At 70.6% G+C, this 24,280-nt stretch carries 25 protein-coding genes and 1 tRNA gene; 8 read left to right on the top strand and 18 right to left on the bottom strand.

Translation table 11 applies throughout. The features are described 5' to 3' along the window. Positions 1-34 precede the first annotated feature (34 nt). Positions 35-1,888 carry an amidohydrolase gene (locus ASF40_RS11400; protein WP_082497014.1) on the bottom strand — a complete coding sequence of 618 codons (1,854 nt, stop codon included), beginning with the start codon at positions 1,886-1,888 and terminating at the stop codon, positions 35-37. A gap of 165 nt (positions 1,889-2,053) precedes the next feature. Between ASF40_RS11400 and ASF40_RS11395 the strand changes: the two genes are divergently transcribed. Next, positions 2,054-2,740 (top strand): TetR/AcrR family transcriptional regulator, encoded by a 687-nt coding sequence (locus ASF40_RS11395; protein ID WP_056369907.1) that lies wholly within the window; start codon positions 2,054-2,056, stop codon positions 2,738-2,740. A gap of 129 nt (positions 2,741-2,869) precedes the next feature. Here the strand turns inward: ASF40_RS11395 and ASF40_RS11390 are convergent, their stop codons facing one another. Continuing rightward, positions 2,870-3,859, bottom strand: coding sequence for a hypothetical protein (locus ASF40_RS11390; protein WP_157549633.1), 990 nt, complete (start codon positions 3,857-3,859; stop codon positions 2,870-2,872). A gap of 358 nt (positions 3,860-4,217) precedes the next feature. Between ASF40_RS11390 and ASF40_RS11385 the strand changes: the two genes are divergently transcribed. Continuing rightward, entirely contained in the window at positions 4,218-5,978 is a 1,761-nt protein-coding gene (locus ASF40_RS11385; RefSeq protein ID WP_056369094.1) for an MDR family MFS transporter, read from the top strand. An 11-nt stretch (positions 5,979-5,989) separates the two neighbouring features. Then, on the top strand, positions 5,990-6,454 hold the full coding sequence (locus ASF40_RS11380; RefSeq protein WP_056369903.1) for a MarR family winged helix-turn-helix transcriptional regulator: 465 nt from the start codon (positions 5,990-5,992) through the stop codon (positions 6,452-6,454). Positions 6,455-6,463: 9 nt separating this feature from the next. Here the strand turns inward: ASF40_RS11380 and ASF40_RS11375 are convergent, their stop codons facing one another. The 7 genes from ASF40_RS11375 to ASF40_RS11345 form a co-directional block, all read right to left on the bottom strand. Continuing rightward, positions 6,464-6,760: a Dabb family protein gene (locus ASF40_RS11375; RefSeq protein WP_056369092.1), complete on the bottom strand. Its 297-nt coding sequence runs from the start codon at positions 6,758-6,760 to the stop codon at positions 6,464-6,466. A gap of 67 nt (positions 6,761-6,827) precedes the next feature. Next, positions 6,828-7,685 (bottom strand): sugar phosphate isomerase/epimerase family protein, encoded by an 858-nt coding sequence (locus tag ASF40_RS11370; RefSeq protein WP_056369091.1) that lies wholly within the window; start codon positions 7,683-7,685, stop codon positions 6,828-6,830. A 101-nt stretch (positions 7,686-7,786) separates the two neighbouring features. Next, a complete protein-coding gene (locus ASF40_RS11365) occupies positions 7,787-8,998 on the bottom strand; it encodes a substrate-binding domain-containing protein (protein WP_056369089.1) in 1,212 nt (403 codons plus the stop codon). Between the two features lie 2 nt (positions 8,999-9,000). Further along, positions 9,001-10,077 carry an ABC transporter permease gene (locus tag ASF40_RS11360; RefSeq protein ID WP_082497011.1) on the bottom strand — a complete coding sequence of 359 codons (1,077 nt, stop codon included), beginning with the start codon at positions 10,075-10,077 and terminating at the stop codon, positions 9,001-9,003. After that, a complete protein-coding gene (locus ASF40_RS11355) occupies positions 10,074-11,165 on the bottom strand; it encodes an ABC transporter permease (RefSeq protein ID WP_082497058.1) in 1,092 nt (363 codons plus the stop codon). The genes ASF40_RS11360 and ASF40_RS11355 overlap by 4 nt, the downstream gene beginning before the upstream one ends. A 5-nt stretch (positions 11,166-11,170) precedes the next feature. After that, positions 11,171-12,745, bottom strand: a complete 1,575-nt coding sequence (locus ASF40_RS11350) for a sugar ABC transporter ATP-binding protein (RefSeq protein WP_235560212.1) — start codon at positions 12,743-12,745, stop codon at positions 11,171-11,173. Then, positions 12,742-13,848, bottom strand: a complete 1,107-nt coding sequence (locus ASF40_RS11345; RefSeq protein ID WP_056369087.1) for a Gfo/Idh/MocA family protein — start codon at positions 13,846-13,848, stop codon at positions 12,742-12,744. The genes ASF40_RS11350 and ASF40_RS11345 overlap by 4 nt, the downstream gene beginning before the upstream one ends. A gap of 113 nt (positions 13,849-13,961) precedes the next feature. Between ASF40_RS11345 and ASF40_RS11340 the strand changes: the two genes are divergently transcribed. After that, positions 13,962-15,155 carry an ROK family transcriptional regulator gene (locus ASF40_RS11340; RefSeq protein WP_056369085.1) on the top strand — a complete coding sequence of 398 codons (1,194 nt, stop codon included), beginning with the start codon at positions 13,962-13,964 and terminating at the stop codon, positions 15,153-15,155. A gap of 130 nt (positions 15,156-15,285) precedes the next feature. Beyond that, positions 15,286-16,311 carry an NADP-dependent oxidoreductase gene (locus tag ASF40_RS11335; RefSeq protein WP_056369083.1) on the top strand — a complete coding sequence of 342 codons (1,026 nt, stop codon included), beginning with the start codon at positions 15,286-15,288 and terminating at the stop codon, positions 16,309-16,311. A 97-nt stretch (positions 16,312-16,408) separates the two neighbouring features. On the opposite strand, the gene ASF40_RS11330 is transcribed toward ASF40_RS11335, so the two are convergent. After that, positions 16,409-17,308, bottom strand: coding sequence for a LysR family transcriptional regulator ArgP (locus ASF40_RS11330; protein ID WP_056369081.1), 900 nt, complete (start codon positions 17,306-17,308; stop codon positions 16,409-16,411). A gap of 71 nt (positions 17,309-17,379) precedes the next feature. On the opposite strand from ASF40_RS11330, the gene lysE reads away from it, so the two are divergent. Further along, entirely contained in the window at positions 17,380-18,123 is a 744-nt protein-coding gene (gene lysE / locus ASF40_RS11325) for an L-lysine exporter (RefSeq protein WP_056369080.1), read from the top strand. A gap of 15 nt (positions 18,124-18,138) precedes the next feature. Here the strand turns inward: lysE and ASF40_RS11320 are convergent, their stop codons facing one another. Continuing rightward, the gene (locus tag ASF40_RS11320) at positions 18,139-18,492 is read right to left on the bottom strand and encodes an iron chaperone (protein ID WP_056369078.1); all 354 of its coding nucleotides are present in this window, start codon (positions 18,490-18,492) and stop codon (positions 18,139-18,141) included. A gap of 63 nt (positions 18,493-18,555) precedes the next feature. Here ASF40_RS11320 and ASF40_RS11315 point away from each other — a divergent pair, with 63 nt between their 5' ends. Further along, positions 18,556-18,831: an acylphosphatase gene (locus tag ASF40_RS11315; protein WP_056369075.1), complete on the top strand. Its 276-nt coding sequence runs from the start codon at positions 18,556-18,558 to the stop codon at positions 18,829-18,831. 65 nt (positions 18,832-18,896) lie between these two features. Here the strand turns inward: ASF40_RS11315 and ASF40_RS11310 are convergent, their stop codons facing one another. The 7 genes from ASF40_RS11310 to ASF40_RS11280 all read right to left on the bottom strand — a co-directional run bounded on the left by ASF40_RS11310 (position 18,897) and on the right by ASF40_RS11280 (position 23,569). Next, positions 18,897-19,943: an NAD(P)H-dependent flavin oxidoreductase gene (locus ASF40_RS11310; protein ID WP_056369073.1), complete on the bottom strand. Its 1,047-nt coding sequence runs from the start codon at positions 19,941-19,943 to the stop codon at positions 18,897-18,899. A gap of 99 nt (positions 19,944-20,042) precedes the next feature. After that, positions 20,043-20,735, bottom strand: a complete 693-nt coding sequence (rplA, locus tag ASF40_RS11305; protein ID WP_056369071.1) for a 50S ribosomal protein L1 — start codon at positions 20,733-20,735, stop codon at positions 20,043-20,045. Positions 20,736-20,749: 14 nt separating this feature from the next. Continuing rightward, positions 20,750-21,181: a 50S ribosomal protein L11 gene (gene rplK / locus ASF40_RS11300; protein WP_045247325.1), complete on the bottom strand. Its 432-nt coding sequence runs from the start codon at positions 21,179-21,181 to the stop codon at positions 20,750-20,752. A gap of 131 nt (positions 21,182-21,312) precedes the next feature. Further along, a complete protein-coding gene (gene nusG, locus ASF40_RS11295) occupies positions 21,313-22,437 on the bottom strand; it encodes a transcription termination/antitermination protein NusG (protein WP_056369070.1) in 1,125 nt (374 codons plus the stop codon). A gap of 83 nt (positions 22,438-22,520) precedes the next feature. Further along, positions 22,521-22,793 (bottom strand): preprotein translocase subunit SecE, encoded by a 273-nt coding sequence (secE, locus tag ASF40_RS11290; RefSeq protein WP_045300625.1) that lies wholly within the window; start codon positions 22,791-22,793, stop codon positions 22,521-22,523. 90 nt (positions 22,794-22,883) lie between these two features. Continuing rightward, positions 22,884-22,956: transfer RNA gene (locus tag ASF40_RS11285), tRNA-Trp, on the bottom strand. Positions 22,957-23,131: 175 nt separating this feature from the next. Next, complete coding sequence (locus ASF40_RS11280; RefSeq protein WP_056369068.1) at positions 23,132-23,569, bottom strand: pyridoxamine 5'-phosphate oxidase family protein; 438 nt, start codon at positions 23,567-23,569, stop codon at positions 23,132-23,134. 64 nt (positions 23,570-23,633) lie between these two features. Here ASF40_RS11280 and ASF40_RS11275 point away from each other — a divergent pair, with 64 nt between their 5' ends. Continuing rightward, positions 23,634-24,236: a hypothetical protein gene (locus tag ASF40_RS11275; protein ID WP_056369066.1), complete on the top strand. Its 603-nt coding sequence runs from the start codon at positions 23,634-23,636 to the stop codon at positions 24,234-24,236. The last annotated feature ends 44 nt before the right edge of the window (positions 24,237-24,280 follow it).

Raw genomic sequence — 24,280 nt, 5'->3', positions numbered from 1 at the left:
CGGGTGTGACGGCGGTGTCGGGTGGTGGAGGGACTCAGGACAGGATGGTCCCCACGACCTCTCCACGCGCCGCTGGCGCGGGGCGTGGAGCCTCGGGTCGCGTGGGCCCAGCTGCGGCCGCGGCGCCCGCCTCGGACGCGGCGCCCGCCTCGGACGCGGCGCCCGCCTCGGCCTCGCCCTCGGCGTCGGCCCGCGCGTAGACGCGCTCGCCGTCGATCCACGTCGAGGCCACGCGGCAGAGGTAGAGGTCTTCGACGGGCACGGTGAACGGGTTCGGCTCGACGATCACGAGGTTCGCGAGGTAGCCCGCGCGGACGTAGCCGGTGTCGTGGTCGCGGTGGTTCACGTACGCCGTGCCCGACGTGTAGGCGGCGAGCGCGGTGGCGAGGTCGAGGCGCTGGTGGGCGCCGCCGAGCGGCTCGTCGTCGGACAGCGGGGCGACCCGGTTGACGGCGATGTGCACGCCGGCCAGCGGATCCGCGCTCGAGACCGGCCAGTCGCTGCCGCCGGCCAGGCGCGCCCCGGCGCGTTGCAGATCGCCGAACGGGTACTGCCGCGACGCGGCGGACTCGGCGAGGAACGGCAGCGTGAGCTCGTCCATCTGATCCTCGTGGCACGCCCACAGCGGCTGCATGTTCGCCACGGCGCCGGCTGCGGCGAAGCGCGGCACGTCGACCGCGTCGACCACCTGGATGTGGGCGAGGTGGTGGCGCCCGTCGGTCGCGCCGTTGACCTCCGCCGCCGCCTCGACCGCGTCGAGCGCCTCGCGCACGGCCCGGTCGCCGAGGGCGTGGAAATGCAGCTGGAAACCCGCGGCGTCGGCGGCGATGGCGTACTCGCGCAGCCGCTCGGCCGGGATGAACGACAGGCCGCGGTTATCGGTCGAGTGACCGTGCCCGTCGCGGTACGGCTCGAGCATGGCGGCCGTGTGGTTCTCTGCGACGCCGTCGACCATGAACTTGATCGAGCCCAGCGAGAAGCGGTCCTCGCGTCCGAGCGCGGCGATCTCGTCGCGCGTGCGGATCATCCCTTCGAGCTGTTCGATCCCCTCACCGCGCTCCCACCACTGGGCCCCGACGACGTGGGCCTTGAGCGTCCCCTCGGCGAGCGCGCGACGGTACGAGGCGAGCGCGCCGGGGATCCCGGGGAAGTTCCCGACGAGGGCGTCCTGCCAGCCCGTGATGCCCTGCGCGATGAGGTCGTCCTGTGCGCGCAGCAGGCCCGCGTAGGCGAGGTCTTCCGAGACCTTCGGGCGCGCCTCGGCGAACAGGTCGGCCGCGCCCTCGTGGAAGGTGCCGGCGGGGAACCCGTCGGCCTCGCGCTCGATGCGGCCGTCGGCCGGGTCGGCCGTCGCCGCGTCGACGCCGGCCGCGCGCATCGCCGCGGTGTTGGCCCACGCGGAGTGGTGGTCGCGGCTGGCGAGCAGCACCGGCCGGTCGGGCACGATCGCGTCGAGCGCGGCGCGCAGCGGGGCTCCGCCCGCGAAGTGGTCCATCGACCACCCGCCGCCCACGATCCACTCGGCGTCGGGGTTCTCGGCGGCGTAGCGCGCGATCGTCGCCAGCGTGTCGGCGGCGTCCTCCGAGCCGGTGAGGTTGCACTGCAGCAGCTCGACGCCGCCCGACATCGGGTGCACGTGCGCGTCCTGGAATCCCGGCGCGAGCAGCGCGCCCGCGAGGTCGACGACCTCCGTGTCAGGACCGATGAAGACGGATGCCTCGTCCTCGGCGCACACCGCCGCGATGCGCCCGTCGCGCACGGCGACGGCCACGCCGCTCAGAGCGTCGGCGCTTCCCGCCCGCACGAGGTCGGAGCTGAACAGCGCGCCTCGGATGAACACGGTGTCTGCGAACGGGGTGTCTGCATCTGCAGGAACGGCAGCGGCCACGGGACCTCTCCTTCGTCGTCGAACGGATCGCTTGACGATAGACCGCTGTCATCGGATGTGTCAACAGTGTTGACACGTCCGATGACAGGCCGACTATGCTCGGGACGTCACGACGCCGAGACACGACCGCGTGGCACGATGGACGCGACGCAGAAAGCGGGGATCATGGCGGCACGCACCGGGGCGACGCCCGAGAAGCCGGGCGCGAAGCGCCTGGACCGGTCCACGATCATCGCGGCGGGCCTCGAGCTCGCCGAGACAACGGGCTCCGCCTCCCTCTCGATCCGCGACCTCGGCGCGAAGCTCGGCACCGACCCGACCGCCGTCTACCGGCATTTCCGCGGCAAGGAAGAGCTGATGAGCGCACTGCTGGACGAGCTCACCCTGCGGAGCCTCGCCGCCGTCACCGCCGACCCCGACGAGTGGCAGGAGCGCCTTCGCCAGCTCGCGTCGGCGACGCTGACCGAGTTCGCCCGCTACCCCGCCGTGGGGCAGGAGGCGATCGTCCTCACCACCCACGGCCCCGGAGAGCTCGACGCCATCGAGTTCATGCTCGACGCATTCTCCCGCGCGGGCCTCACCGGCGACGCCCTGGTGCAGCACTACGCACTCATGGCGACCCACGTGCTCTCGATCGCCGCCGGCGTCGCCCGCGCGCGGGCCGAGCGCACCACCACCGCCTCCGCGGATTCCAGCCCGTGGTTCGAAGGCCCGCTGCTCGTCGACCCGATCAAGCACCCCCACATCGCGCAGATGTCCGCGCAGCTGCTGGACCTGAAAGACCGCGAGCTCTTCATGCTCGGCGTCGAGTCGGTCATCCGCTCCGCCGAGCGCGCCGCCCACCCTTCCTGAGAAGGATGCCGCCGGCCGCAGCATCCGCCCCACATCGCTCGTTCACATCACGTGCTCTCACCGAGCGCACGCGTTATGAACGCACACGACGGGTGATCTCGGTGAGAGCACCCGATGTGAACGGCAGGGTCACCGGCGCGGCGGGGTGATCCCGAAGACAGCGAGGCGGCGACCGAGCGCCTCGGCCGTCAGGATGTGCGGGGCTTCCGCACGCGCGAACCGACGCTGGGTCGCGCCGCGGATCCAGTCCTCGCGGCGCTTCTCATCGAGAACCACCTGCTTGACCGTCTTCCCCGACGCGAGCGCGAGTTCGTCGTATTTGCCCATGCCATCGAACTCGTAGAAGCTCCGCACGTCTTCGATGCCGATGTCGACGCGATAGGTCCGCCCGTCCGGTCCACTGACCGGCACCTGGAGCCGCAGCTCCCGGAATCCGAGACGACTCAGCTGCAGCCGGCTGACCGCCTCGCCGGGCGACTCCGACCGACCGTCGGCGAAGCGGATCGCTGCCTCAGCCTGGCGAACTCCTCGGCCACCGCGTGCGGCTTCGCACCGCTGCAGCATTCGCTCACGCCATGCTTGCGCGGCGCGTTCGTCGTACGCGGATCCGCGCATCACCTCGCGGCGCAACGCGGCATCCGCCACAGCGACGGCAGCCTCCATGCTGAGGGTGCGCACCAAGTCGAACACCGTGCGATCCAGCGTCGTGCACCGGATGCCGTTGACCACCGTGATGTCGCCGGCGGGAAGCAGATCGGCATGGTGCTGCAGCCCGACGCGGCTGGACCCGCGTCGCGCTTCGGGCTTGAGGAGGTGGACCGCCGACGGCGTGTGCCGATACAGGGGCAACTCCGCCAGCACCCCGGCCGACTCATGGGAGGCGACGCCATCGCCGTCGCGCATCTCGGCGACCGCAGCGCACAGCTCGATGAGGTGACGCGACTCCGGCCAGAGATCGTTCCAGAGCTTCACCCCGACATATCGGTTGCGCTGCAGCCGCCGCAGCTCCCCGCGCACCACCGCGTCACCGATCGCCCGCGCGGTCATGCCGCTCGCCCGCAGCTGCTCGCGACTGCGGACCGCGGCCATCGCCTCGTCGAGACTCAGGTGGCGCGGCACGCGACCCAGCCTGCCCGCGACGGCACCCGGACGCTCGACCGATCCCTCCGCCTGTGCGCGGCTCGTCCCCGCAACGACCTGTGGAGGAACGGATGCCGCGGGCCGCAGCATCCGCCCCACATCGCTCGTTCACATCACGTGCTCTCACCGAGCGCACGCGTCGTGAACGCACACGACGGGTGATCTCGGTGAGAGCACCCGATGTGAACATCCCGCGCTTGCGCCCTCAACTCACCTGATGGTTGACGTACGTCAACCATCGCCGTATAGTTGACGCGAATCAACTGTTGACTTGCATCAACCTTCTTGCGCGCCGACGTCGCCGCGACACCACCACTCCTCGTTCCTAAGGACTCTTATGGCTACGTCCACCCCCGCGACCGGGTCGGTCGCGATCGCCGACGAGAAGCGCCGGCACCGCAAGATCCTGCAGGCGCTCACCGGCCTGCTGCTCGGCATGTTCGTGTCGATGCTCGCGTCGACCGTCGTGTCGACGTCGCTCCCCGTCATCGTCCACGACCTCGGCGGCGACCAGGCGGCGTTCACGTGGGTCGTCACTGCGACCCTGCTGACCACCGCGATCTCGACCCCGATCTGGGGCAAGCTCGCCGACCTGTTCAACCGCAAGCTGCTCATCCAGATCGCCATCGTGATCTTCGTGCTCGCCACGGCGGCCGCCGGCTTCTCGCAGGACCCCGGCACGCTCATCGCCTTCCGCGCGGTGCAGGGCATCGGCGCCGGCGGTCTCGCGGCGCTCAGCCAGGTCATCATGGCCGACATCATCAGCCCGCGTGAGCGCGGCCGGTACATGGGCCTGTTCGGCGCGGTCATGGCGGTCGCGACCGTCGGCGGCCCGCTCCTCGGCGGCTTCATCACCGACACGATCGACTGGCGCTGGAACTTCTTCATCGCGCTGCCGTTCGCGGTCGCCGCGCTCATCATCATGCAGCGGACGCTCCACCTGCCGCCGCGCCCCAAGAAGAAGGCGCGCATCGACTACTTCGGCATCGTGCTGCTGTCGACGGCCGTCTCGCTGCTGCTCATCTGGATCACCAACGCGGGCAAGGACTACGACTGGTGGAGCACCGAGACCATCCTCATGGTCGGCGGCGCGCTCGTCGCGGCCGTGCTCTTCGTGATCGTCGAGCTGCGCTCCAAGGAGCCGCTCATCCCGCTCACGATGTTCCGCAACCGCACCTTCACCCTCGCCGTCATCGCGTCGATCTCCATCGGCATCGCGATGTTCGGCACCTCGGTGTTCCTCAGCCAGTACATGCAGCTGGCGCGCGGCGCGACCCCGACCGAGGCGGGCCTCATGACGATCCCGATGATCGGCGGACTCCTGATCGCCTCGATCGTCATCGGCGGTCTCGTGACCCGCACCGGGCACTGGAAGCCGTACCTGATCGTGGGCGGCGTGCTGCTGATCGCCGGCTCGTACCTTCTGTCGACGATCCACTACGACACGAACTTCGTGCTGGTCTCGCTGTACATGTTCCTGCTCGGCGCGGGTGTCGGCATGACGATGCAGAACCTCGTGCTCATCGTCCAGAACACCTCCAAGCCGTCCGAGATCGGCGTCGCCAGCTCGGGCGTCACGTTCTTCCGCAGCCTCGGCGGCACGATCGGCGTCTCGGTCATGGGTGCTGCCCTCGCGACCTCGGCGACCAACCTGTTCACCGACCGCAAGGACGACATCGGCGCCGCGCTCATGGCGCTCGGCGAGAAGGGCGCGGCCATCGGCCAGCAGCTCGCGTCGGGCACCATCCCGCAGGTCTCGGCATTGCCCGAGTCGATCCGCGTGATCGTCGAGGACATCTACGCCCAGGCCATCGCCCACTCGTTCCTGATCGCGGTGCCGCTGGCCGTGATCAGCCTCATCGCGATCATCTTCCTGCCGAACAAGCCGCTCACCCGCATGACGACGAGCGAGCGCGTCCAGGCGAGTGAGGCCGACCTCGCGACCGTCTCGGTCGCCGAGGGCATGGAGACGCTGACCGCCACCGCGACGGTGGACACGGATGCTGCAACCCGCAGCACTACGGCCGGCACCGCCGAGCCCGCCGACGCCGCGGACGCCGCGGACGCCGCGGACGAGGCATCCGTCACCCGACGCTAGTGTCGAACCTGATGACCTCCGACGACACCCGAGCGGCGCGCACCGAAGCGGTGCGCGCCCTCGAGGCGGAGTTCGGGGAGCTGATCAACCGCTTCCGGCGGATCATCACCGAGAACGCCAACCGCCTGAGCCCGGGCATGCTGCCGGGCGCCTACAAGGTGTTCACCACGATCGTGCGGCGCGAGGGCATCACCCTCTCGGGGCTCGCCGAATCGCTCATGGCCGACAAAGGGCAGATCAGCCGCACGGTGCGCGAGCTCGAGCAGCTGGGACTCGTGCAGCGCACGCCCGATCCGGACGACGGCCGGTCGAGCCTGCTGTCTCCGACTCCGTTCGGGCTGGAGCGCCTGGAAGTGGCGCGAGCGCCTCAGGAGCACAGCCTCGTCGATGCGCTCGAGGAGTGGCCGCTCGACGACATCACGAACCTGACGCGCCTGCTCCACGCGCTGACGGCCGGAGAGAGCCCCGCCTCCTGAATCCGAGGATCAGGCCTCGACGAAGTCGTACTCCTGGAACTCCGCCACCTCGGGCACCCAGCGCTCGGCGACGAACGCGACGTGGGTGGGGTGGTCGTTGTAAGCCTGGTACGCGGCGTCGTCCTGGAACACCATCGAGAACTGGTGCGCGAGGTCGCTCTTCGCGCTCACCTGCCGGTTGATGCGGAAGTCCTCGACACCCGGGATCGACGTGAGCGCTGCGCGGGCATCGGCGAGGAACGCCGTCTCGTCCGGCGAACCGGCAGGGTGGGCGAGGCGGAAGACGACGGTGTGCTGAATCGGCATGCTCCGAGTCTTCCGCATCATCGGCAGCCCGGGGCCACGACCGACTCCGCGGTTCGCCCGTGACAGCTCAGCGCGACGCCTGCAGCGCCGTGAGGTACCGCAGCGAGCGCTCGGCCAGGTCGTCCTGGCTCGCCGCGAGGGGCCGCCACACCGACGCGGCGACCGCGATCGTGGCATTCTCGCCCGTGAAGCTCTCCAGCCCCAGGATTCCCGCGTACCCGGCGTCGTCGAGGGCTGCGAGAGTCTCCGGCCAGTCGGTGTGATCGTCGCCGACCGGCCCGCGGTCGCTGCCGCAGACCTGCACGTGCGCGATGTTCCCGGCGGCGGCGCGGATCGCAGCATCCGGTCGCTTCTCCTCGATGTTGAGGTGGTAGGTGTCGAGCGCGAGGCCGAGCCCCGGCCCGAACAGCGGCGCCAGCGCGTCGATGCCCTGCTCGACGGTGTTGATGACGCTCGTCTCGTACCGGTTGAGGGGCTCGACGGCGAGCGCGAGTCCGGCGGCCGCAGCCTCGTCGACGAGCGGTTCGAGGTTGCGGCGCAGCTGCGCCACCACCTCGGTGCGCTCGCCCGTGGTCATCCGCCACGTCACACCGGTGGGCGCATAGAACGGCCCTGCGACGACGGATGCCCCGACCCCGCGCGCTGCGGCCAGGCACGTGCGCAGGTACGCCTGCGTCGCGGCGACGTTGCCCGCCCGATCGACGAGCGAACGGCCCGGGCCCATCGCGCCGATCACGACGGGAGCGAGACCCAGCGAGCCGAGCAGATCGCCCGCGCGCACAGCATCCCAGTCCCCGGCATTCTCGAGGGGCAGCTCGATCGCGCCGAAGCCCATGCGCGCGATCTTCGGCGCGAGCTCGGCCAGCGACTCGTCGGTCAGCGGCGAGGTCCACACCCAGGTGTTGACGCCGATCGTGCGCTGCATCGGGCTCCTTCGTCGTCGTCGGTTTACGCGCGTTTCGACTCGCTTCGCTCGCTCAACGACCGACCTTGGGGTCGTTGAGCGAGCGAAGACGAAACGTCGGCTTACGGGATCTGGCGCTGCTGCCAGACCTCGGGGTAGCCCGGCAGGTTCTCGCCGCCGAACTTGGCGTAGTGCCCATCGGGCATGCCGTCGTTCGCCTCGAGGTACTGGTCGACCTCCTCGGCCGTGATCGGGCTCTGCGGGAGCACCCACTCCTTCGGGACCTCCTCGCCGGCGAAGATCTTCTGCGCCGCCAGCAGCGGGGTGCGCCACTGGAAGTTCGAGTAGACCGGGGCGAGGCCGGTGAGGCCCGTCTCCTTCCACTTGCGCAGGAAGCTCATCTCGTCCTCGCCGGTCATGACCGGGTAGTCGACGCCGGCGTCCTCGAAGGCCTCGATGGCGGCCACGGCGCCGTCACCGGCATCCATCCAGATGCCCGCCACGTCACCCTTGGCCAGTTCGTCCGAGATGATGCTCTTGATCTCGGCCGGGTCGGCGCCAGTGAAGTAGTCGACCGCCTCGATGCCCGCGTCGGCGAACATCTTCTCGGCCGCGGCCCACCGCTGCTCGAGCACATCGACGCCCGGAAGGATGCGGAGGCCCACGACCTTGTCGCCCTCCTCGAGGTTGTCGATGAGGAACTGCGCGGTGTCGATGCCCCACGCGAAGCCGCCGATGGGGTGGATGAAGGTCACCGGGCAGTCGGTCTCGACCCCGCGGTCGAACACGATCACCGGCTTGCCGGTGTCGCAGGCGCGCTCGACGGCGGGCGTCATCGCCGCCGTGCTGTTGGGCGAGATGATGAAGACGTCGCAGTTGCCGTCCGAGATGAAGTAGTCGATGTCGGCGATCTGCGTGTCATCGGAGTCCTGCGCGTCGCGCGTCTCCATCTCGCTGATCGCGCCGGCCTCCTGCAGCACCTTGAGCTGCTCGTTCATCGTGATCCACCCGGTCTGGCGCCAGGGGTTCGAGATCGACGCGTTCGCGAAGCACGCCTTCTTGGGGCCGCTGCTCGCGTACTGCGACGTGTCGACCATCTCCGCGTCGATGTACTGCAGGTACGGCTCGTCCTCGGGACCCTCGGGCACGACCTCGCGCTGGGCCATCTGGGTGTCGAACAGCGCCTGGTCGAACCACTCGTTCGCGCCGCCCTCCTCGGTCGGCGCGGCGGACGAGTCCGGCGGGGCCACGTTCGGGTCGGTCGTACACCCTGCCAGGGCGAAGAGGCCGACGAGCGCCACCGCGGTGGTGGCGATCTTCACTGATCGTCGCATTGCTAGCTCCTGTTGTTGTGTGCTGCGCCCTCGCCTGCGAGGGTCGGTGTTGCGGACGATTCCTCGGCGCCGTCGGGCGCGTCGGGTTCCTTCCCCGGTGAGGGAGGGGTCTGTGGGCCGCTGCGCCGCCGGGACCGGAACACCAGTCCCGAGTAGGCGACGGCGGCGATGATGATGACGCCCTGGACCGCGTCGCGCAGCGACGACGGCACTCCGGCGATGTTGAGCAGCAGGAAGAGCGCTTCGAGCACGAAGGCGCCGGCCACGGCGGCGACGATCCACCCGCGGCCGCCGCCCAGCACGACTCCGCCGAGCACGACGGCGGTGATCGCGACGAACTCGTAGCCGCGTCCGACCGACGGGTGCACACCCGCGTAGCCGACGAGCAGCACGGCCGAGACGGTCGCCGACAGCGACGAGATCATGAAGGCGCGCGTGGTGACCCACCAGTCGCGCGCCCCCGAGTAGCGCGTCGCGCGAGCGTTGTCGCCGATCGCGATCAGGAGCTTGCCCAGCGGGCGCTTGGTGATCCAGATGCCGAGCGCGAGCCACACCGCAAGGATCAGCACCGACCACGGCAGGAAGTCGATGACCGGAAGATCGCGGATGCCGCCGCGGCCGATCTGACGGAAGCTGTCGGCGGGATTTCCCGTCGCCGCTCCGCCCGTCCACCACAGCACCAGGCCGAGGAGGGCGAGCATCATGCCGAGCGTCACGATGAAGGACGGCACTTTGAGGAGGGTCGTGAGCAGCCCGTTCACGAGCCCGACGAACAGCCCGAGCACGATCATGAACGCGAGGACCGGCACGGTGCGTGAATCGTCCTGGCCGACGAGATTGCCCGCGACGATCACCTGCGCGGTGATCAGCGAACCCTGCGAGAGATCGAACTCCCCCGCGATGATGACGAAGTACTGGCCGATCGCGACGATCGCGACGGGCGCGACCCGCTGGATGTACCGCATGATCTGGCCGGGCTCGGCGAAGTTCGGGTTCAGCAGCATGATGGCGACGAGCAGGATCACGAGCAGGAGGAACACCGCGCCGCGCGGGCTCACGAGCGCCTTCAGGAACCTCATCGCGCACCTCCCTCGGTCGCGGCGCCGCCATCGGCGGCGTCGGCCTCCGCCTCGAGGGCGTGGGATGCCGCGACCATCGCCGGTGCGGCGGCCTCAGCCTGGGCGTCGCCTCCGGTCCTCGTGCCGCCCGGGCCGAACCGCGTGCGCCGGCGGACGATCGCCCGGCGGCTGTACACGGCCACCGCGGCGACGATGACGACGCCGCGCACGACGTCCTTGAGGAAGGGGTTCACCTGCATGACGCTCATGACGTTGTCGACGACCGCGAAGATCGCGACCCCGCCGATCGTGCCCCAGACCGACCCCCGGCCGCCGAGCAGCAGGGTCCCGCCGAGCACGACGGCCGCGATCGACAGCAGCGCGTAGCCGCCCTGCTGGCCCACTGTCGGGCTGCCGACGCCGAGCCTGCTGGCGAGCAGCAGTCCGGCGAGCCCGGCGAAGACGGAGCAGATCACGTGCGCCGCGATGAGCGGCGGCCGCGTGCGCACGCCCGACAGGCGGGCCACCTCGGGGTCGCCGCCGACCGCGAACAGGTGCGCGCCGGTGCGGGTGCGGTCGAGCAGGAACCAGACCAGGGCGGCGAGCGCGATCATGATGATCGTCGACACCGGCACCGGCCCGACGCCCGTCGCGCCGATGAGCTGGAACGCCCACGGCACCGATCCGGCGCTCCCCTGGAAGTTCGTGTTCAGGACGCCCTGCAGGATGAGCCCGACACCGAGTGTGGCGATGAACCCGTTGACCTTCAGCACGGTGACGATCAGCCCGTTCGCGAGCCCGATGAGGGCGCACACCAGCAGCGTGAGCGTCACCGCCCAGGGGATGTTCGCCGGGTTGCCGTTCATCGTGGTGGCCGCGATGAGGCTCGCGAGGCTGATGACGTAGGTGACCGAGAGGTCGAGGGACGCGCCGAGGATGACGAGCGTCTGCCCGATGGCGACGAGACCCAGCACGCTCATGCCGGTGAGGATGTCGCGGATGTTGCCGGGGCTGAAGAAGCTGCGGCCGACCGTCGCCACGAGGATGGCGCCGATCGCGATGACGAGGATCAGGATGCCGAGCACGATCACGGTGGAGTCGACGCGCATGCGCTTCACGGGCGGCTCCCCTCGTCGTCGGTGCGCGGATCGTCGGGCACGTCCTCCGCGTCCGCGGAACCGGTGGCGGCCGCCAGCACCTCGTGCTCGGCGGAACCCGCCGCGAGCTCCGCCGCGAGCTCGCCGTCTCGCATGACCAGGATGCGGTCGCTCATGCCGATGACCTCGGGAAGCTCGCTCGACACCATGAGCACGGCCTTCCCCTCGGCGGCCAGCTGACGCATGAGCTGGTAGACCGCGACCTTCGCGCCGACGTCGATGCCCCGCGTCGGCTCGTCGAACAGCACGATCTGCGGGTCGGTGACGAGCCACTTCGCGAGCACGACCTTCTGCTGGTTGCCACCGGAGAGGAACCGCGCCTCCTGATCGACGCCGCGCGACGACACCTCGAGCGAGCTCAGGATGCCGGGCACCCGCTTGCGCGAGGCGCCGGTTCGTCCGGCGAAGACGCTGCGCACCACGAGCAGCGAGTTGTCGAGCACGGACTGGCCGAGCGCGAGACCCTGCGCCTTCCGGTCCTCGGTCACGAGCGCCAGTCCCGCCCGCACCGCGGCCCGCGGGCTGGTGAACCGCACCGATCGTCCGTCGAGGGTCATGCCGCCGCGGGTGAAGCCGTGCACGCCGAAGATGCCCTCGACGAGCTCGGTGCGACCCGACCCCTGGAGCCCCGCGAGTCCCACGATCTCCCCCGCGCGCAGGGTGAGGGAGACCCCGTCCACGTACTCGTTGCCGCAGTCGTCGAGCTCCAGCCTGGGCCCGCCGAGCGTCGTGCCCTCGACCGGGCCCGGGAAGTACGACTGCAGCGGGCGGCCCACCATGCGACGGACCAGCTCCGCGTCGGTGAGGTCGGTCGCGGCATCCGTCGACACCAGCGCGCCGTCCTTCAGGATCGTGATGCGATCGCACAGGTCGAAGATCTCCTTCAGCCGGTGCGAGACGTAGATGACGGCGACGCCGCGTGCGGTGAGGCGCCTGATGATCGCGTAGAGGAGCTCGACCTCGTGGTCGCTGAGCGCCGCGGTCGGCTCGTCCATCGAGATGACGCGCGCGTCGAACGAGAGGGCTTTGACGATCTCGACGATCTGCTGCTCGGCGACCGTCAGCGAAGAGATGCGGGCGCCCGGGTCGATGAACGAGACACCGAGACCCTCGAGCAGCTCGCGCGTGCGGCGCTGCATGCCCTTCTTGTCGATGAAGCCGCCGCGGCGCGGCTCGCGACCGAGGAACACGTTCTGTGCGACGGTGCGCTCGGGCAGCAGGTTGAACTCCTGGAAGACCGTCACGAGGCCGGCGTCCATCGCCTGGCGCGGGTGGCCCCACGCGACCGGCTGCCCTTCGAACTCGACCGACCCGGCGTCGGCGTGGTGGACGCCGGCGAGGACCTTCATGAGCGTGGACTTGCCGGCGCCGTTCTCGCCGACGAGCCCGTGGACCTCGCCGCGACGGACGTCGAGGTCGACGTCCGAGAGCACGCGCACGCCGAAGAAGGACTTCGAGATGCCGCGGGCGCGGAGCACCACGTCCGAGCCGCCCGGTGGCACCGGCGTATCGGCGAGCATCGTGTCGGTCATGCCGGCACCTCGATCCAGGTTCGGGTCTGGGCGGATTCGAGCACGGCCGCGGTCAGGACGGCCGCGCGCAGGCCGTCGGCGAACGTCGGCATCCCGTCCGGCCGTGCTCCGCCGATGGCGGCGTAGACGTCGGCGACGAATCCGTCGAAGGCGTCCTGGTACCCCATGGGATGTCCTGCGGGCACCGTCTGCAGCCGCGCCGAGTCGGGGTGGTCGGCGGCCGGATCCCGCAGCACGAGCCGCGAGCCCTTGCGTGCCCCGACCCACAGCTCCTCGGGCCGCTCCTGGTCGAAGCGCAGGCTCCGGCGCGTGCCGTGCAGCTCGAGGACGAGCGCGTTCTTGCGACCGGGGGCCATCTGCGACACGAGCAGCGTGCCCAGCGCGCCGGACTCCGTCTCGACCAGCAGCGCGGCCACGTCCTCGTTCGTGACCGACCTGCCCGCGCGCTCGTCGAACATCCGGCGGGTGCGGGCGGCCACGCGCGCGATGCGCTCCCCCGTCACGAACTCGACCAGGTCGCACAGGTGCGAGCCGATGTCGGCGAAGGCACGCGACGGGCCTCCGGCCGCAGCATCCGCTCGCCAGTCGTCGTCGTTCTGCCGCAGCATCCAGTCCTGCAGATACGAGCCGTCGAGCGAGAGCAGTGTTCCGATCCGGCCGGAGGCGACGCGCGCGCGGGCCTCGCGGACCATGGGGTGATAGCGGTAGACGAAAGGGACAGCGGCGACGCTCCCGGTCGCGGCGGCGTGCCGGGCGAGCGCCCGCGCGTCGGAGACCGAGGTCGCGAGCGGCTTCTCGCACACGACGTGCTTGCCGGCGGCGAGGGCCGCCTCGGCGAGAACCGCGTGGGTGGCGTTGGGGGTGCAGATGTGCACCACGTCGACATCGGATGCTGCGATCACGCCCGCTGCGTCGTCCTCGACGCGGGCGACGCCGAGCTCTCGAGCCACCGCCTCGGCGCGGTCGCGGCTGGAGGAGGCCACCGACGCCAGCCGGGCGCCTGCCCGCCGCGCGGCGGCCGCATGGACCCGCCCCATGAATCCGCCGCCGACGAGTCCGGTGCGGACCGTGCCGACGACAGTGTCGATGACTTCCGTAGTCATGCGGCGATCATGGCACGCAGGATCCGACTTTTGCTAGAACTTCGTCAAAAGTGATCGTGCCGTGACCTTAAGTCCTGCTGACTTCGGTCAGAAGCCCGTGCTTTACTGTCGCCATGGTCGATGCAGTGCGCGGCAGCGGAGCCGCCGGAAGCAACGGCGCGGGCGAGATCTTCCAGATCCTCCGCGACGGCCATGCGCGCACCAAGGCGGAGCTTGCGACCCTGACGGGCCTGGCCCGGTCGACGGTCTCCGGTCGCGTCGACACGCTGCTGGCCGCCGGGCTCCTGCGGCCCGCGGGCGAGGCCGTGTCCACCGGCGGACGCCCGCCGGCGCGCGTCGCCTTCAATCCGTCGGCCGGGGTCGTGATCGCGGTCGACCTCGGGGCGACCCACGCGACGGTCGCGGTCGCCGATCTCGCCGCGAGCATCCTCACGTCGAACACGCACCCCCTCGACATCGCCGACGGCCCGGAGGCGGTGCTCGACGCCGTGATCTCGGAGGGCGCGGCGCTGCTGGAACAGCAGGGCATCGCGACATCCCACGTCGTCGGCGTGGGCATCGGCGTGCCGGGGCCCGTCGAGCACTCGACCGGCCGTCCGACGAACCCGCCGATCATGCCGGGCTGGGACCGCTTCGACGTGCCGCACTACGTGCAGCGCACCTTCGATGTGCCGGTCCTCGTCGACAACGACGTCAACGTCCTCGCGCTCGGCGAGCAGTCGCTGAGCTGGCCCGGCGTCGCCGACCTGATCTTCGTCAAGGTGTCGACGGGCATCGGCGCCGGCATCATCTCCGGCGGCGCGCTGCAGCGCGGCGCCCAGGGGTCAGCCGGCGACATGGGGCACGTGCAGGTGCCCTACAGCCACGACTCGCCGCGACCGCCCGGCGACCAGCGAGACCTCGAGGCGATCGCGAGCGGCACCGCGATCGCGGCCGATCTGCGCGCACAGGGCATCGACGCCGCCGGGAGCGCAGACGTCGTCACGCTCGTCCGTGCGGGGCATCAGGCCGCCATCACCGCGACGCGGCAGGCCGGCCGCGAGGTCGGCGAAGTGCTCGCGACCGTCGTCAACATGCTGAATCCGTCGGTCATCGTCATCGGCGGCAGCGTTGCCCGCGCCGGCGAGCACCTGCTCGCGGGAGTGCGCGAGGTCGTCTACCGCCGCTCGATCCCGCTCGCCACACAGCACCTGGGCATCGTGCAGTCCCAGGCCGACGAGACGGCCGGCGTGCTGGGGGCGGCGATCATGGTCACCCAGCAGGTGCTCTCTCCCGCGGCGGTCGAACTACGCGCCGCCCGAGCCTGACCGCCGGACCCGACGTTTTGCGAGATCGGTAGCACCCGCGTAACACGGGCGAGACGAAGGCAGGGTTGACTGTAGCCACGGGGGTTCAGTTCTGGTGCCGAAGGCGGCACACCCGCGGAAGGAGCGCACGATGAGGATCCGACCGCTGCGATCGGCACCCGAGACCCCGCTCGCCCCCGTCGAGGCGCCGCCCGCCGAGATGACGGCGATGGTCGTCGACGCTCCGGGCGACGCGGACGCGCTGCACGCAGCATCCGTTCCCGTCCCCTCCCCCGTGCTGAGCGAGGTGCTGGTGCGGGTCGTCGCCGCCGGAGTGAACCCGATCGACGCCAAGACCCGCAGCGGCCGGGGCGTCTCCGGCGCCATCGCGGCGTACCCCGCGACCCTCGGCTACGACTTCAGCGGCATCGTCGTGAAGAGCCCGTACGAGGCGCACCCGCTCGCACCCGGCACCGAGGTCTTCGGCATGGCGTCCTTCCCGCGCACCGGCGGCTCATACGCCGAGTACGTCGTCGCGCCGTCGCTGTCGGTCGCGCGCAAGCCCGCGTCGCTGTCGCACGTCGAGGCCGCCGGCGTGCCGCTCGCCGCGCTCACCGCCTGGGGACTCGTGGTCGAGACCGCGCACGCGCACGAGGGGCAGCGCGTGCTGATCCACGCCGGAAGCGGCGGCGTCGGTCACTTCGCCGTGCAGTTCGCCGCCTACTTCGGCGCCCACGTCACCGTGACAGCCTCCGGCCGCAACGCCTCGTGGCTGCGCGAACTCGGTGCCGCCGTCGTCATCGACTACACGACCACGCGGTTCGAAGAGGTCGTCGGCGAAGTGGACGTCGTCATCGACCTCGTCGGCAACGTCCATGCCGAGACCGGCACGCGCTCGCTCGAGGTGCTGCGGCCCGGCGGGCTCTACGTGGTGGTGCCGACCGGCTCGTGGCCGGGCTATGCCGAGGCTGCGGCCGAGGCGGGCGTGCGCACGACCTCGTACAAGGTGATCCCCGACGGCGGCGCGCTGGCGACCATCGGGCGCCTGCTCGACTCCGGCTCGGTGCAGGTCTACGTCGAGCAGGTGTTCGACCTCGCCGAGGCATCCGCCGCGCATCGCGCGATCGAGACCGGACACACGCGCGGCAAAGTCGTGCTCAGCGTGAGCGACGGCTGACCGCGTCGGCCCGTGCAGGATGCGCCTGATCCGTGAGACGACAGTCCGCGGACGAGACCGCGGGTCGACCCCAGGCTCTCGTCCGCCGACTGTGGTCTCACCGGGCTGGGGGGATGGCGAGCACGCGGCGCCCTTCCGCCACGATGGCGTCCGCGATGGCGTCGAGCAGCGGTGAGCGGAGGTTCCACTGCTGCCAGTGCAGCGCGACGTCGACCGGCGGACCGCCCAGCAGCACGAGCTCGCCGCGCTCGAGGGCGTCGTGGGACTGGAACCGCGGCAGCATCGCCCAGCCGAGGCCGAGACGCACCGCCGACGCGAAGTCGCTCGACGCGGGCACGTAGTGCCGCGGCGGCCGGGCCGGGTCGACGCCCTGCTGGGACAGCCACTCGTGCTGCAGGTCGTCGCGGCGGTCGAAGTCCACGAGCGGCGCGTGCGCCAACGCCGTCGCGCTGTCCCCGCCGAGCCACCGCGCCGCATACGCGGGCGTCGCGACCGCTTCGTAGCGCATCGCCCCGAGCGCAGAGCTGCGGCATCCGGCGACCGGCGCGGCGCGGGAGGTGACGGCGCCCATGACGGTCCCCGATTCGAGCAGTCCCGCGGTGAAGTCCTGGTCGTCGCGGTGCAGATCGAAGACGACAGGATGCTGCTCGGCCAGCCGCGCGAGCGGCCCGAGGAACCACGTGGCCAGCGAGTCGGCGTTGACGGCCAGCGGCACGACGGTGAGCGTGGCCTCGTCTTCGCCGGCGCCGAGCTCCGCGAGCGCGTCGTGCTCGAGCAGCGCCGTCTGGCGCGCGAGCCGGATCACCGACATGCCTGCCGCCGTCGGCCGAACGGGCTTGGAGCGCACCAGCACCAGCCGCCCGAGCTGCTCCTCGAGCGCTTTGATGCGCTGACTCACCGCCGACGGCGTGACGTGCAGACGCCGTGCGGCAGCGTCGAGCGTGCCCTCGTCGACGACGACGGCCAGGGTCTCAGCCAGCTCGAACGGGATCCGCATATTAAGTCCGGCTAATGGTACTGAAGATCCATGAGCTGGACTACGGATGCCGCGGCTCGTAGCGTCGACTCGTGCTCTCCCCCGTCCTCGCCGGCCTCGGCCTCGGCTTCTCCCTCATCATCGCCATCGGCGCCCAGAACCTGTTCGTGCTGCGCCAGGGTCTGCGCCGCGAGCACGTCCTCGCCGTCGCGGCGATCTGCGCGATCTCGGACGCCGCGCTCATCGCGCTCGGCGTCTCGGGCATCGGGTTCGTGCTGCAGGCCGTGCCGTGGCTCGTCGACGTGGTGCGCTGGGCGGGTGCGCTGTTCCTGGTGGTGTACGGCGTGCTGGCGGCTCGGCGCGCCTGGCGCCCCTTGGGTGAGACGCTCGGTGCCGGCGCGGCGGACTCGGACCCGTCGGCATCCTCCGGCACGCACGCACCCGCGCCGCCCGCCCACAACCACACGGGCGAGGCCCTCGAACCCGACGCCTCGGCCTCTGCGGTGCGCAGCGACATCCGCACCGCCGCCACCCCTGCGACGCACGCACGCCTGATCCCGGTGCTGCTCACCTGCCTGGCGCTGACGTGGCTCAACCCGCACGTCTACCTCGACACCGTGTTCCTCCTCGGCACCGTCGCGAACACGCACGGCGACTCCCGCTGGCTCTTCGCCGCAGGTGCCATGGCCGCGAGCGTCATCTGGTTCTTCGGCCTCGCGTTCGGCGCGCGCCTGCTCGGACGCTGGCTGTCGACCCCCCGCGCCTGGCGCATCCTCGACGCGGTGATCGCGGTCGTGATGATCGCCCTCGGCATCTCGCTCGTGCTCCCGCACTGACCGGGGCCGTGACCGTCAGCCGTCGATCTGCTCCCTGCGGGCGCGCACGAGGGCGCGCACGACGTCGTCGGGCAGCGGGTGGTCCGGCTGGTAGCGGATCGTCCCCTTGTCGAGGCCGATGCCGGGGTGCCCGGCGAGCGTGTCCGCGACCGCCGACACCGCGTCGGGACTGAACGGGTACACGCCGATGTGCTTCTTCGCCCGCATCACCGAGAGGAGAGGCTTGCCGCGGTACACCAGCGCCGGCATCCCGTACCCGCGCCCCTGCTCCGCGTCGGGCGCCTCTTCCCGCGCGATGGCGTAGATCCGCTCGACCGACGGCCGGTCGGCCGCGTCGAGTCCTTCCAGGAGTTCGTCGACGGTACCCATGTCGGCATCCTCGCCGACGTGCCCCGGTCGCGGCAAGGTGCGCGCGGCGGCAGGATGGGCGGCATGAGACGCGTGCACGTGACGGTCCGCGGCGACGTGCAGGGCGTCGGCTACCGCTACACCATGCTCATCGTCGCGCGCGAGGCCGGCGCGGCCGGATGGGTGCGCAACCGCCGCGACGGCTCGGTCGAAGCCGAGGTCGAGGGCACGCCCGGTCAGGTCGACGAGGTGCTGGCGTGGATGGCCGAGGGCCCGCCCGGTGCGCGCGTCGAGCAGGCGACGGTGACGGATGCCGCCACCACCGGCGAACGGAGCTTCGAGGTGCTCCCCACCCACTGACCCCCGCTCGCCTGTCGCGGTACGCCGCCCGCCCGACAGTTCGTGACAGGTGAGCCCCGAGCACGTCAGAGCGGGACGCCGGCCGCGAGCTCGGCGAACACCTCGGCCGCGTCGTCGCTCGGCGCGAGCCCGGCCGCCTGCCCCGCCCACAGCGACACGAGGTCGCCGTCGCCGCGGCGCCCGGCCTCGGCCCGGAACTGGCCGGTGAGCCAGTTCTGCGCCGGGAACGGCGCGATGATCCCCGTCGTCTCGATCTCACGCATCGCCCGATTCGGGATGCCGCGGGCCAGCCGCCCGCTCATCGCGCGCGTGAGCACGGTGGCGGTGTCGGCGGCGTCGGCGATGGCCTGGCGGTGCACGTCGGTGGCGGCCGACTGGCGCGTGCGGAGGAACGCCGAGCCCACCTGCACCCCCGACGCACCGAGGGCGAACGCCGCCGCGACGCCGCGCCGGTCTCCGATGCCGCCGGCCGCGATGACCGGCACCTCCACCGCGTCGACGACCTGCGGTACGAGCGCGAACGTGCCCACGAGCGACTGCTCGGCGGGCCGCAGGAACGACACCCGGTGACCGCCCGCTTCGGCCCCGGTCGCGACGATGGCATCCACCCCGGCGGCTTCGAGCGCCACGGCTTCCGCGACGGTGGTGGCGGTGCCGATGACACGGATGCCTCGGCTTCGCGCCGCCGCGACCACGTGCTCCGACGGCACGCCGAAGACCACGCTCAACGCCGCGGGCGCAGCATCCATCACCGCCGTCAGCTGGGAGTCGAGATCGGGCAGGAACTCGATCGGAGGCGTCGGGTGGCCAAGACCCAGTTCATCGTAGAGGTGCGAGAGGGCCTCGATCGCCGGTCTCAGGTCGATGTCGCCCGGCGTGACCTCATCGCCCGTCGGCAGCCAGAGATTGACCGCGAACGGACGCCGCGTCGCGGAGTGGAGCGCGGCGATCGTGTCGCTGATGCGGTCGGCGGCGTAGCCGTACAGACCGTACGAGCCGAGTCCGCCGAGCTCGCTCACCGCGGCCGTCAGCTCGATCGACGACAGTCCCCCGAAGGGGCCGAGCACGATCGGCGCGTCGATTCCGAACAGATCCTGGAGCGTCTTCGACATGCCTCAGACGCTACTCCCGCGCTCGCGCCCGCGCCCGTGAGTTGCGCGGGAACGACGAAGGCCCCACCCGGACGGGTGGGGCCTTCGTACGAGAACGACTCAGACGATCGCGTTGACGTCCAGCGGGATGCCGGGGCCGAACGTGGTCGACACGGCGCCCTTCTGGATGTAACGGCCCTTCGAGCTCGACGGCTTGAGGCGGACGATCTCCTCGAGCGCGGCCTTCAGGTTCTCGTCGAGCTGCTCGGCCGAGAACGACGCCTTGCCGACGACGAAGTGCACGTTGGCGTGCTTGTCGACGCGGAACTCGATCTTTCCGCCCTTGATCTCCTCGACGGCCTTGGCCGGGTTGGGGGTCACGGTGCCGGTCTTCGGGTTGGGCATGAGGCCACGGGGGCCGAGCACCTTGCCGAGACGACCGACCTGGCCCATGAGCTCGGGCGTCGAGACGGCCGCGTCGAACGCGGTCCAGCCGCCGGCGACCTTCTCGATGAGCTCGGCGCCGCCGACCTCGTCCGCACCCGCGGCGATCGCGGCCTCAGCGGCCGGACCCGTCGCGAACACGATGACGCGGGCGGTCTTGCCGGTGCCGTGCGGGAGGATGACGGTGCCGCGCACCATCTGGTCGGCCTTACGAGGGTCGACGGAGAGCTTGAGCGCGACCTCGACGGTCGAGTCGAACTTCGCCGAGCCGGTCTGCTTCGCGAGCGCGACGGCCTCGGTGGGGCTGTAGAACTTGTCCGCCTCGATCTTGGCGGCGGCGGCCCGGAAGGCCTTGGACTTGGTAGCCATGTTTCCTATCCCCCTCAGTCCTCGACCGTGATGCCCATGGAACGGGCGGTGCCGGCGATGATCTTCGAGGCGGCCTCGATGTCATTCGCGTTCAGGTCGGGCTGCTTCGTCTCTGCGATCTGGCGCACCTGCTCCTTGGTGAGCTTGGCGACCTTGACCGTGTGAGGGGTCTTCGAACCCTTCTGCACGCCCGCAGCCTTCTTGATGAGCTCCGCGGCCGGCGGGGTCTTCAGGATGAACGTGAAGCTGCGGTCCTCGTAGACGGTGATCTCCACGGGGATGACGTTGCCGCGCTGCGACTCGGTCGCGGCGTTGTACGCCTTGCAGAACTCCATGATGTTGACGCCATGCTGACCGAGCGCGGGGCCGATCGGCGGCGCCGGGTTGGCTGCACCGGCGTTGATCTGAAGCTTGATCAGGCCGGTCACCTTCTTCTTCGGTGCCATTCTTCTTCCTTTCGTCGAACGACGGCTGCCGGGGCAACCGGTTCTCCCGCGAATCCGGCGGTTCCGGAACGCGGTGTCAGACGCGCACGCTCAAGGCGCGCGCAAACCTGCAGAGTCTACCAGGTGGTAGATCAGAGCTTGGTGACCTGGTCGAACGACAGCTCGACCGGGGTCTCGCGCTCGAAGAGCGAGACGAGGACCGTGAGCTTGCCGCTCTCGGGCTTGATCTCGCTGATCGTGCCGGGCAGGCCCGCGAACGAGCCTTCCTTGATCGTGATGGTCTCGCCGACCTCGAAGTCGACCTCGGCGGGGATGACGCGGGCCGCGGCAGCAGCGCCCTTCTTGGCCGCACCGCCCTTGGCGCCGGCGACCTCCTTGACCTCGACGAGGCTCTTCAGCATGTTGAAGGCCTCTTCGAAGCGCAGCGGCGTCGGGTTGTGGGCGTTGCCGACGAAGCCGGTGACACCGGGCGTGTGACGAACGACCGACCAGGTGTCCTCGTTGAGCTCCATGCGCACGAGCACGTAGCCGGGGATACGGACGCGCGTGACCATCTTGCGCTGACCGTTCTTGATCTCGACGACGTCCTCCATCGGGACCTCGATCTGGTAGATCTCCTCCTCGACCTCGAGCGTCGACTTGCGCTGCTCGATGTTGGCCTTCACCTTGCGCTCGAAGCCGGCGTAGGAGTGGATGACGTACCACTTGCCCGGGAGGGTGCGCAGGTCCGCGCGGAACGCCTCGAAGGGGTCCTCGTCCTCGTCCTCGTCGTCCTCGGTCTCGGGGGCCTCGGCGGCGTCGGCCGGCGACACGGATGCCTCGGCGGCGTCGACGACGGCGGCTGCGGCGTCCACCTCTGCGACGAAGTCCTCGTCGAGCTCGGGCTCGTCCTCATCGCCGTTCACGTCGGGACCGTCGTAGGGGGTCACCTCGTCGGCGGCCTCGGCCTCGCGCTCGGCGACCTCCTCCGCGATGGAGTCGTTGATGACCTCGGCCGCGGCCTCGGTCTCTGCGGCCTCGTCCAGGTTGAGAGCGTCGTTCACGATGGCGTCCGCCTCCGGGTCGTCGATGTCGATGTCGTCCAGGTCGGCGTCGTCCTCATCGGAGTCGTCCACGATGTGGATCGCGACGTGCTCGGCGGCCTCGACCGACCGCTCCTCCTCCGCGAGGACGTTGCCCTCCTGGGCCTCGTCGTCCTCGGAGGACTGCTCCGCGGCGGTCGCCCAATCGGCGTCGTCGACATATCTTTCAGTCACGTGAGTTCTCTTCCGTTCCGTCCGCTGCCGGACCTGCGGTCCGCCCGTGTCATGCCACCGCTCTGAGTCGGAGGCGCTCGGGATCAGGCGCCGGGCACACCGAAGACGTACGACGTGATCCACACGAACAGCACGTCCAGGCCGTAGACGAGCGCCATCATCACGACGACGAAGCCCAGCACCACCGCCGTGTACTTCAGCAGCTCCTGGCGCGTCGGAGTGACGACCTTGCGGAGCTCGGCGAAGACCTGGCGGACGAACAGGGCGATACGAGCGAAGACGTTGGGCTTCTTCTCGCGAGGCGCGGCCGTTCCCTCTGCGGGGACGACTTCGCCCTTCGGCTCGTCCTGAACCATCGATGCCACCTGATTACCTTCCGTGAGCCGACACGGGTCGGCACACTGTGTTGTCAACCACCAGCATGTCACCGGCGTTGCGCTGACGCGCAGGGCGGACAGGAATCGAACCTGCAACCTGCGGTTTTGGAGACCGCTGCTCTGCCAATTGAGCTACCGCCCTAGAGACCCGGAGGTCTCGCGGAGCCCGCACTCTTCCCCTCTCACCGCGGCTTGAGGATCTGTGCCCGAGGACCGGGCACAGCGAAAGAATGCAGACTTCGACTGCACGATCCAGTGTACGGCATGCCCACGGGCCCCGCGAACCGAGGCGGCTCCGCACGCGCCCACGCATCGGCTCAGTACTGCTGCACGCCGTACCGGTCGGGCTCGGGCGCACGCTCGAACGCGCGGCCCGACAGCGACGTCGCCTCGACGCGCACGTACGTGTACTTGAGCGTCGGGATCCAGGGCCGAAGGCCGAGCCCGTCGGCGCGCTCCACGTCGGCGGAGCGGTCGAGCGGGTGCGCCCGACCGCGCAGGATCACACTCCACGCGTCGGTGTCGGTGTGGTCGTCCACCTCGAAGAGCACCTCGTCGTTGACCGTGAGCTCGAACAGCTTGCTCCCCTGCGCGGTGCGGAAGAGCACGCTCTCTGCATCGACGACGTAGTTCACGGGGAAGATATCGAGCACATCGCCGACATGCGTGACGAGGCGCCCGAGCTCCTGCGTGCGCAGGCGCTCCCAGCACTCTTCATCGGAAAGGGAGACGACGGGGTCCGGTGTGTCTGCCATGACTCCATCCTCGCGCTCGCGCTCCGTCGGCGACACCCCCGGATGTCGGCATTACCATTCCGGCATGACCCTTGCGCAGACCCGGCTCGACGAGCTGTGGGACTTCTCCGACGCGGCCGGCTCCGAGGCGCGCCTGCGCGCGGCGGCGGCAGACGAGACGGATGCTGCCGCCCGTGCCGAGCTCGAGACGCAGGTCGCGCGGGCCCTGGGCCTGCAGGAGCGGTTCGACGAGGCCGACGCGGTCCTCGACGCCGTCGCGATCGAGGATGCCGCCGTCGCGGCGCGTGCCGCGCTGGAGCGCGGGCGCGTGCGCAACTCTGCGGGCGATCCCGAAGCGGCGGTCCCGTACTTCCTCGCTGCCGTGGATGCGGCGTCCGGAGCCGGACTGACGTTCCTGCAGGTCGACGCTCTGCACATGCTCGCCATCGCAGAGCCCGAACAGGCCGAGGAGTGGACCTCCGCGGCCCTCGGCGCGCTCCAGGGCGCCGCGGATCCCCGCACCCTCCGCTGGAACGTGTCGCTGCACAACAACGCCGGCTGGCGCCTCCTCGACGCCGGCCGCCCCGACGAGGCGGTCACCTCGTTCGAGGCGGCACGGGATGCTGCGACCCGCTGGGGCACGCCGCAGCAGGTGCAGTGGGCCGACGAAGCCCTCGCCGCGCTCTGACCCCCGCCCCGGCGCGAGTCAACATCGGATCCGCAGGTACGGAC

This window comes from Microbacterium sp. Leaf288 (assembly GCF_001422925.1).
In the GTDB taxonomy this organism is placed as follows: Bacteria; Actinomycetota; Actinomycetes; order Actinomycetales; family Microbacteriaceae; genus Microbacterium.
Note: the sequence above shows the minus strand (reverse complement) of the source record. Positions and strands in the feature narration are given on the sequence as shown.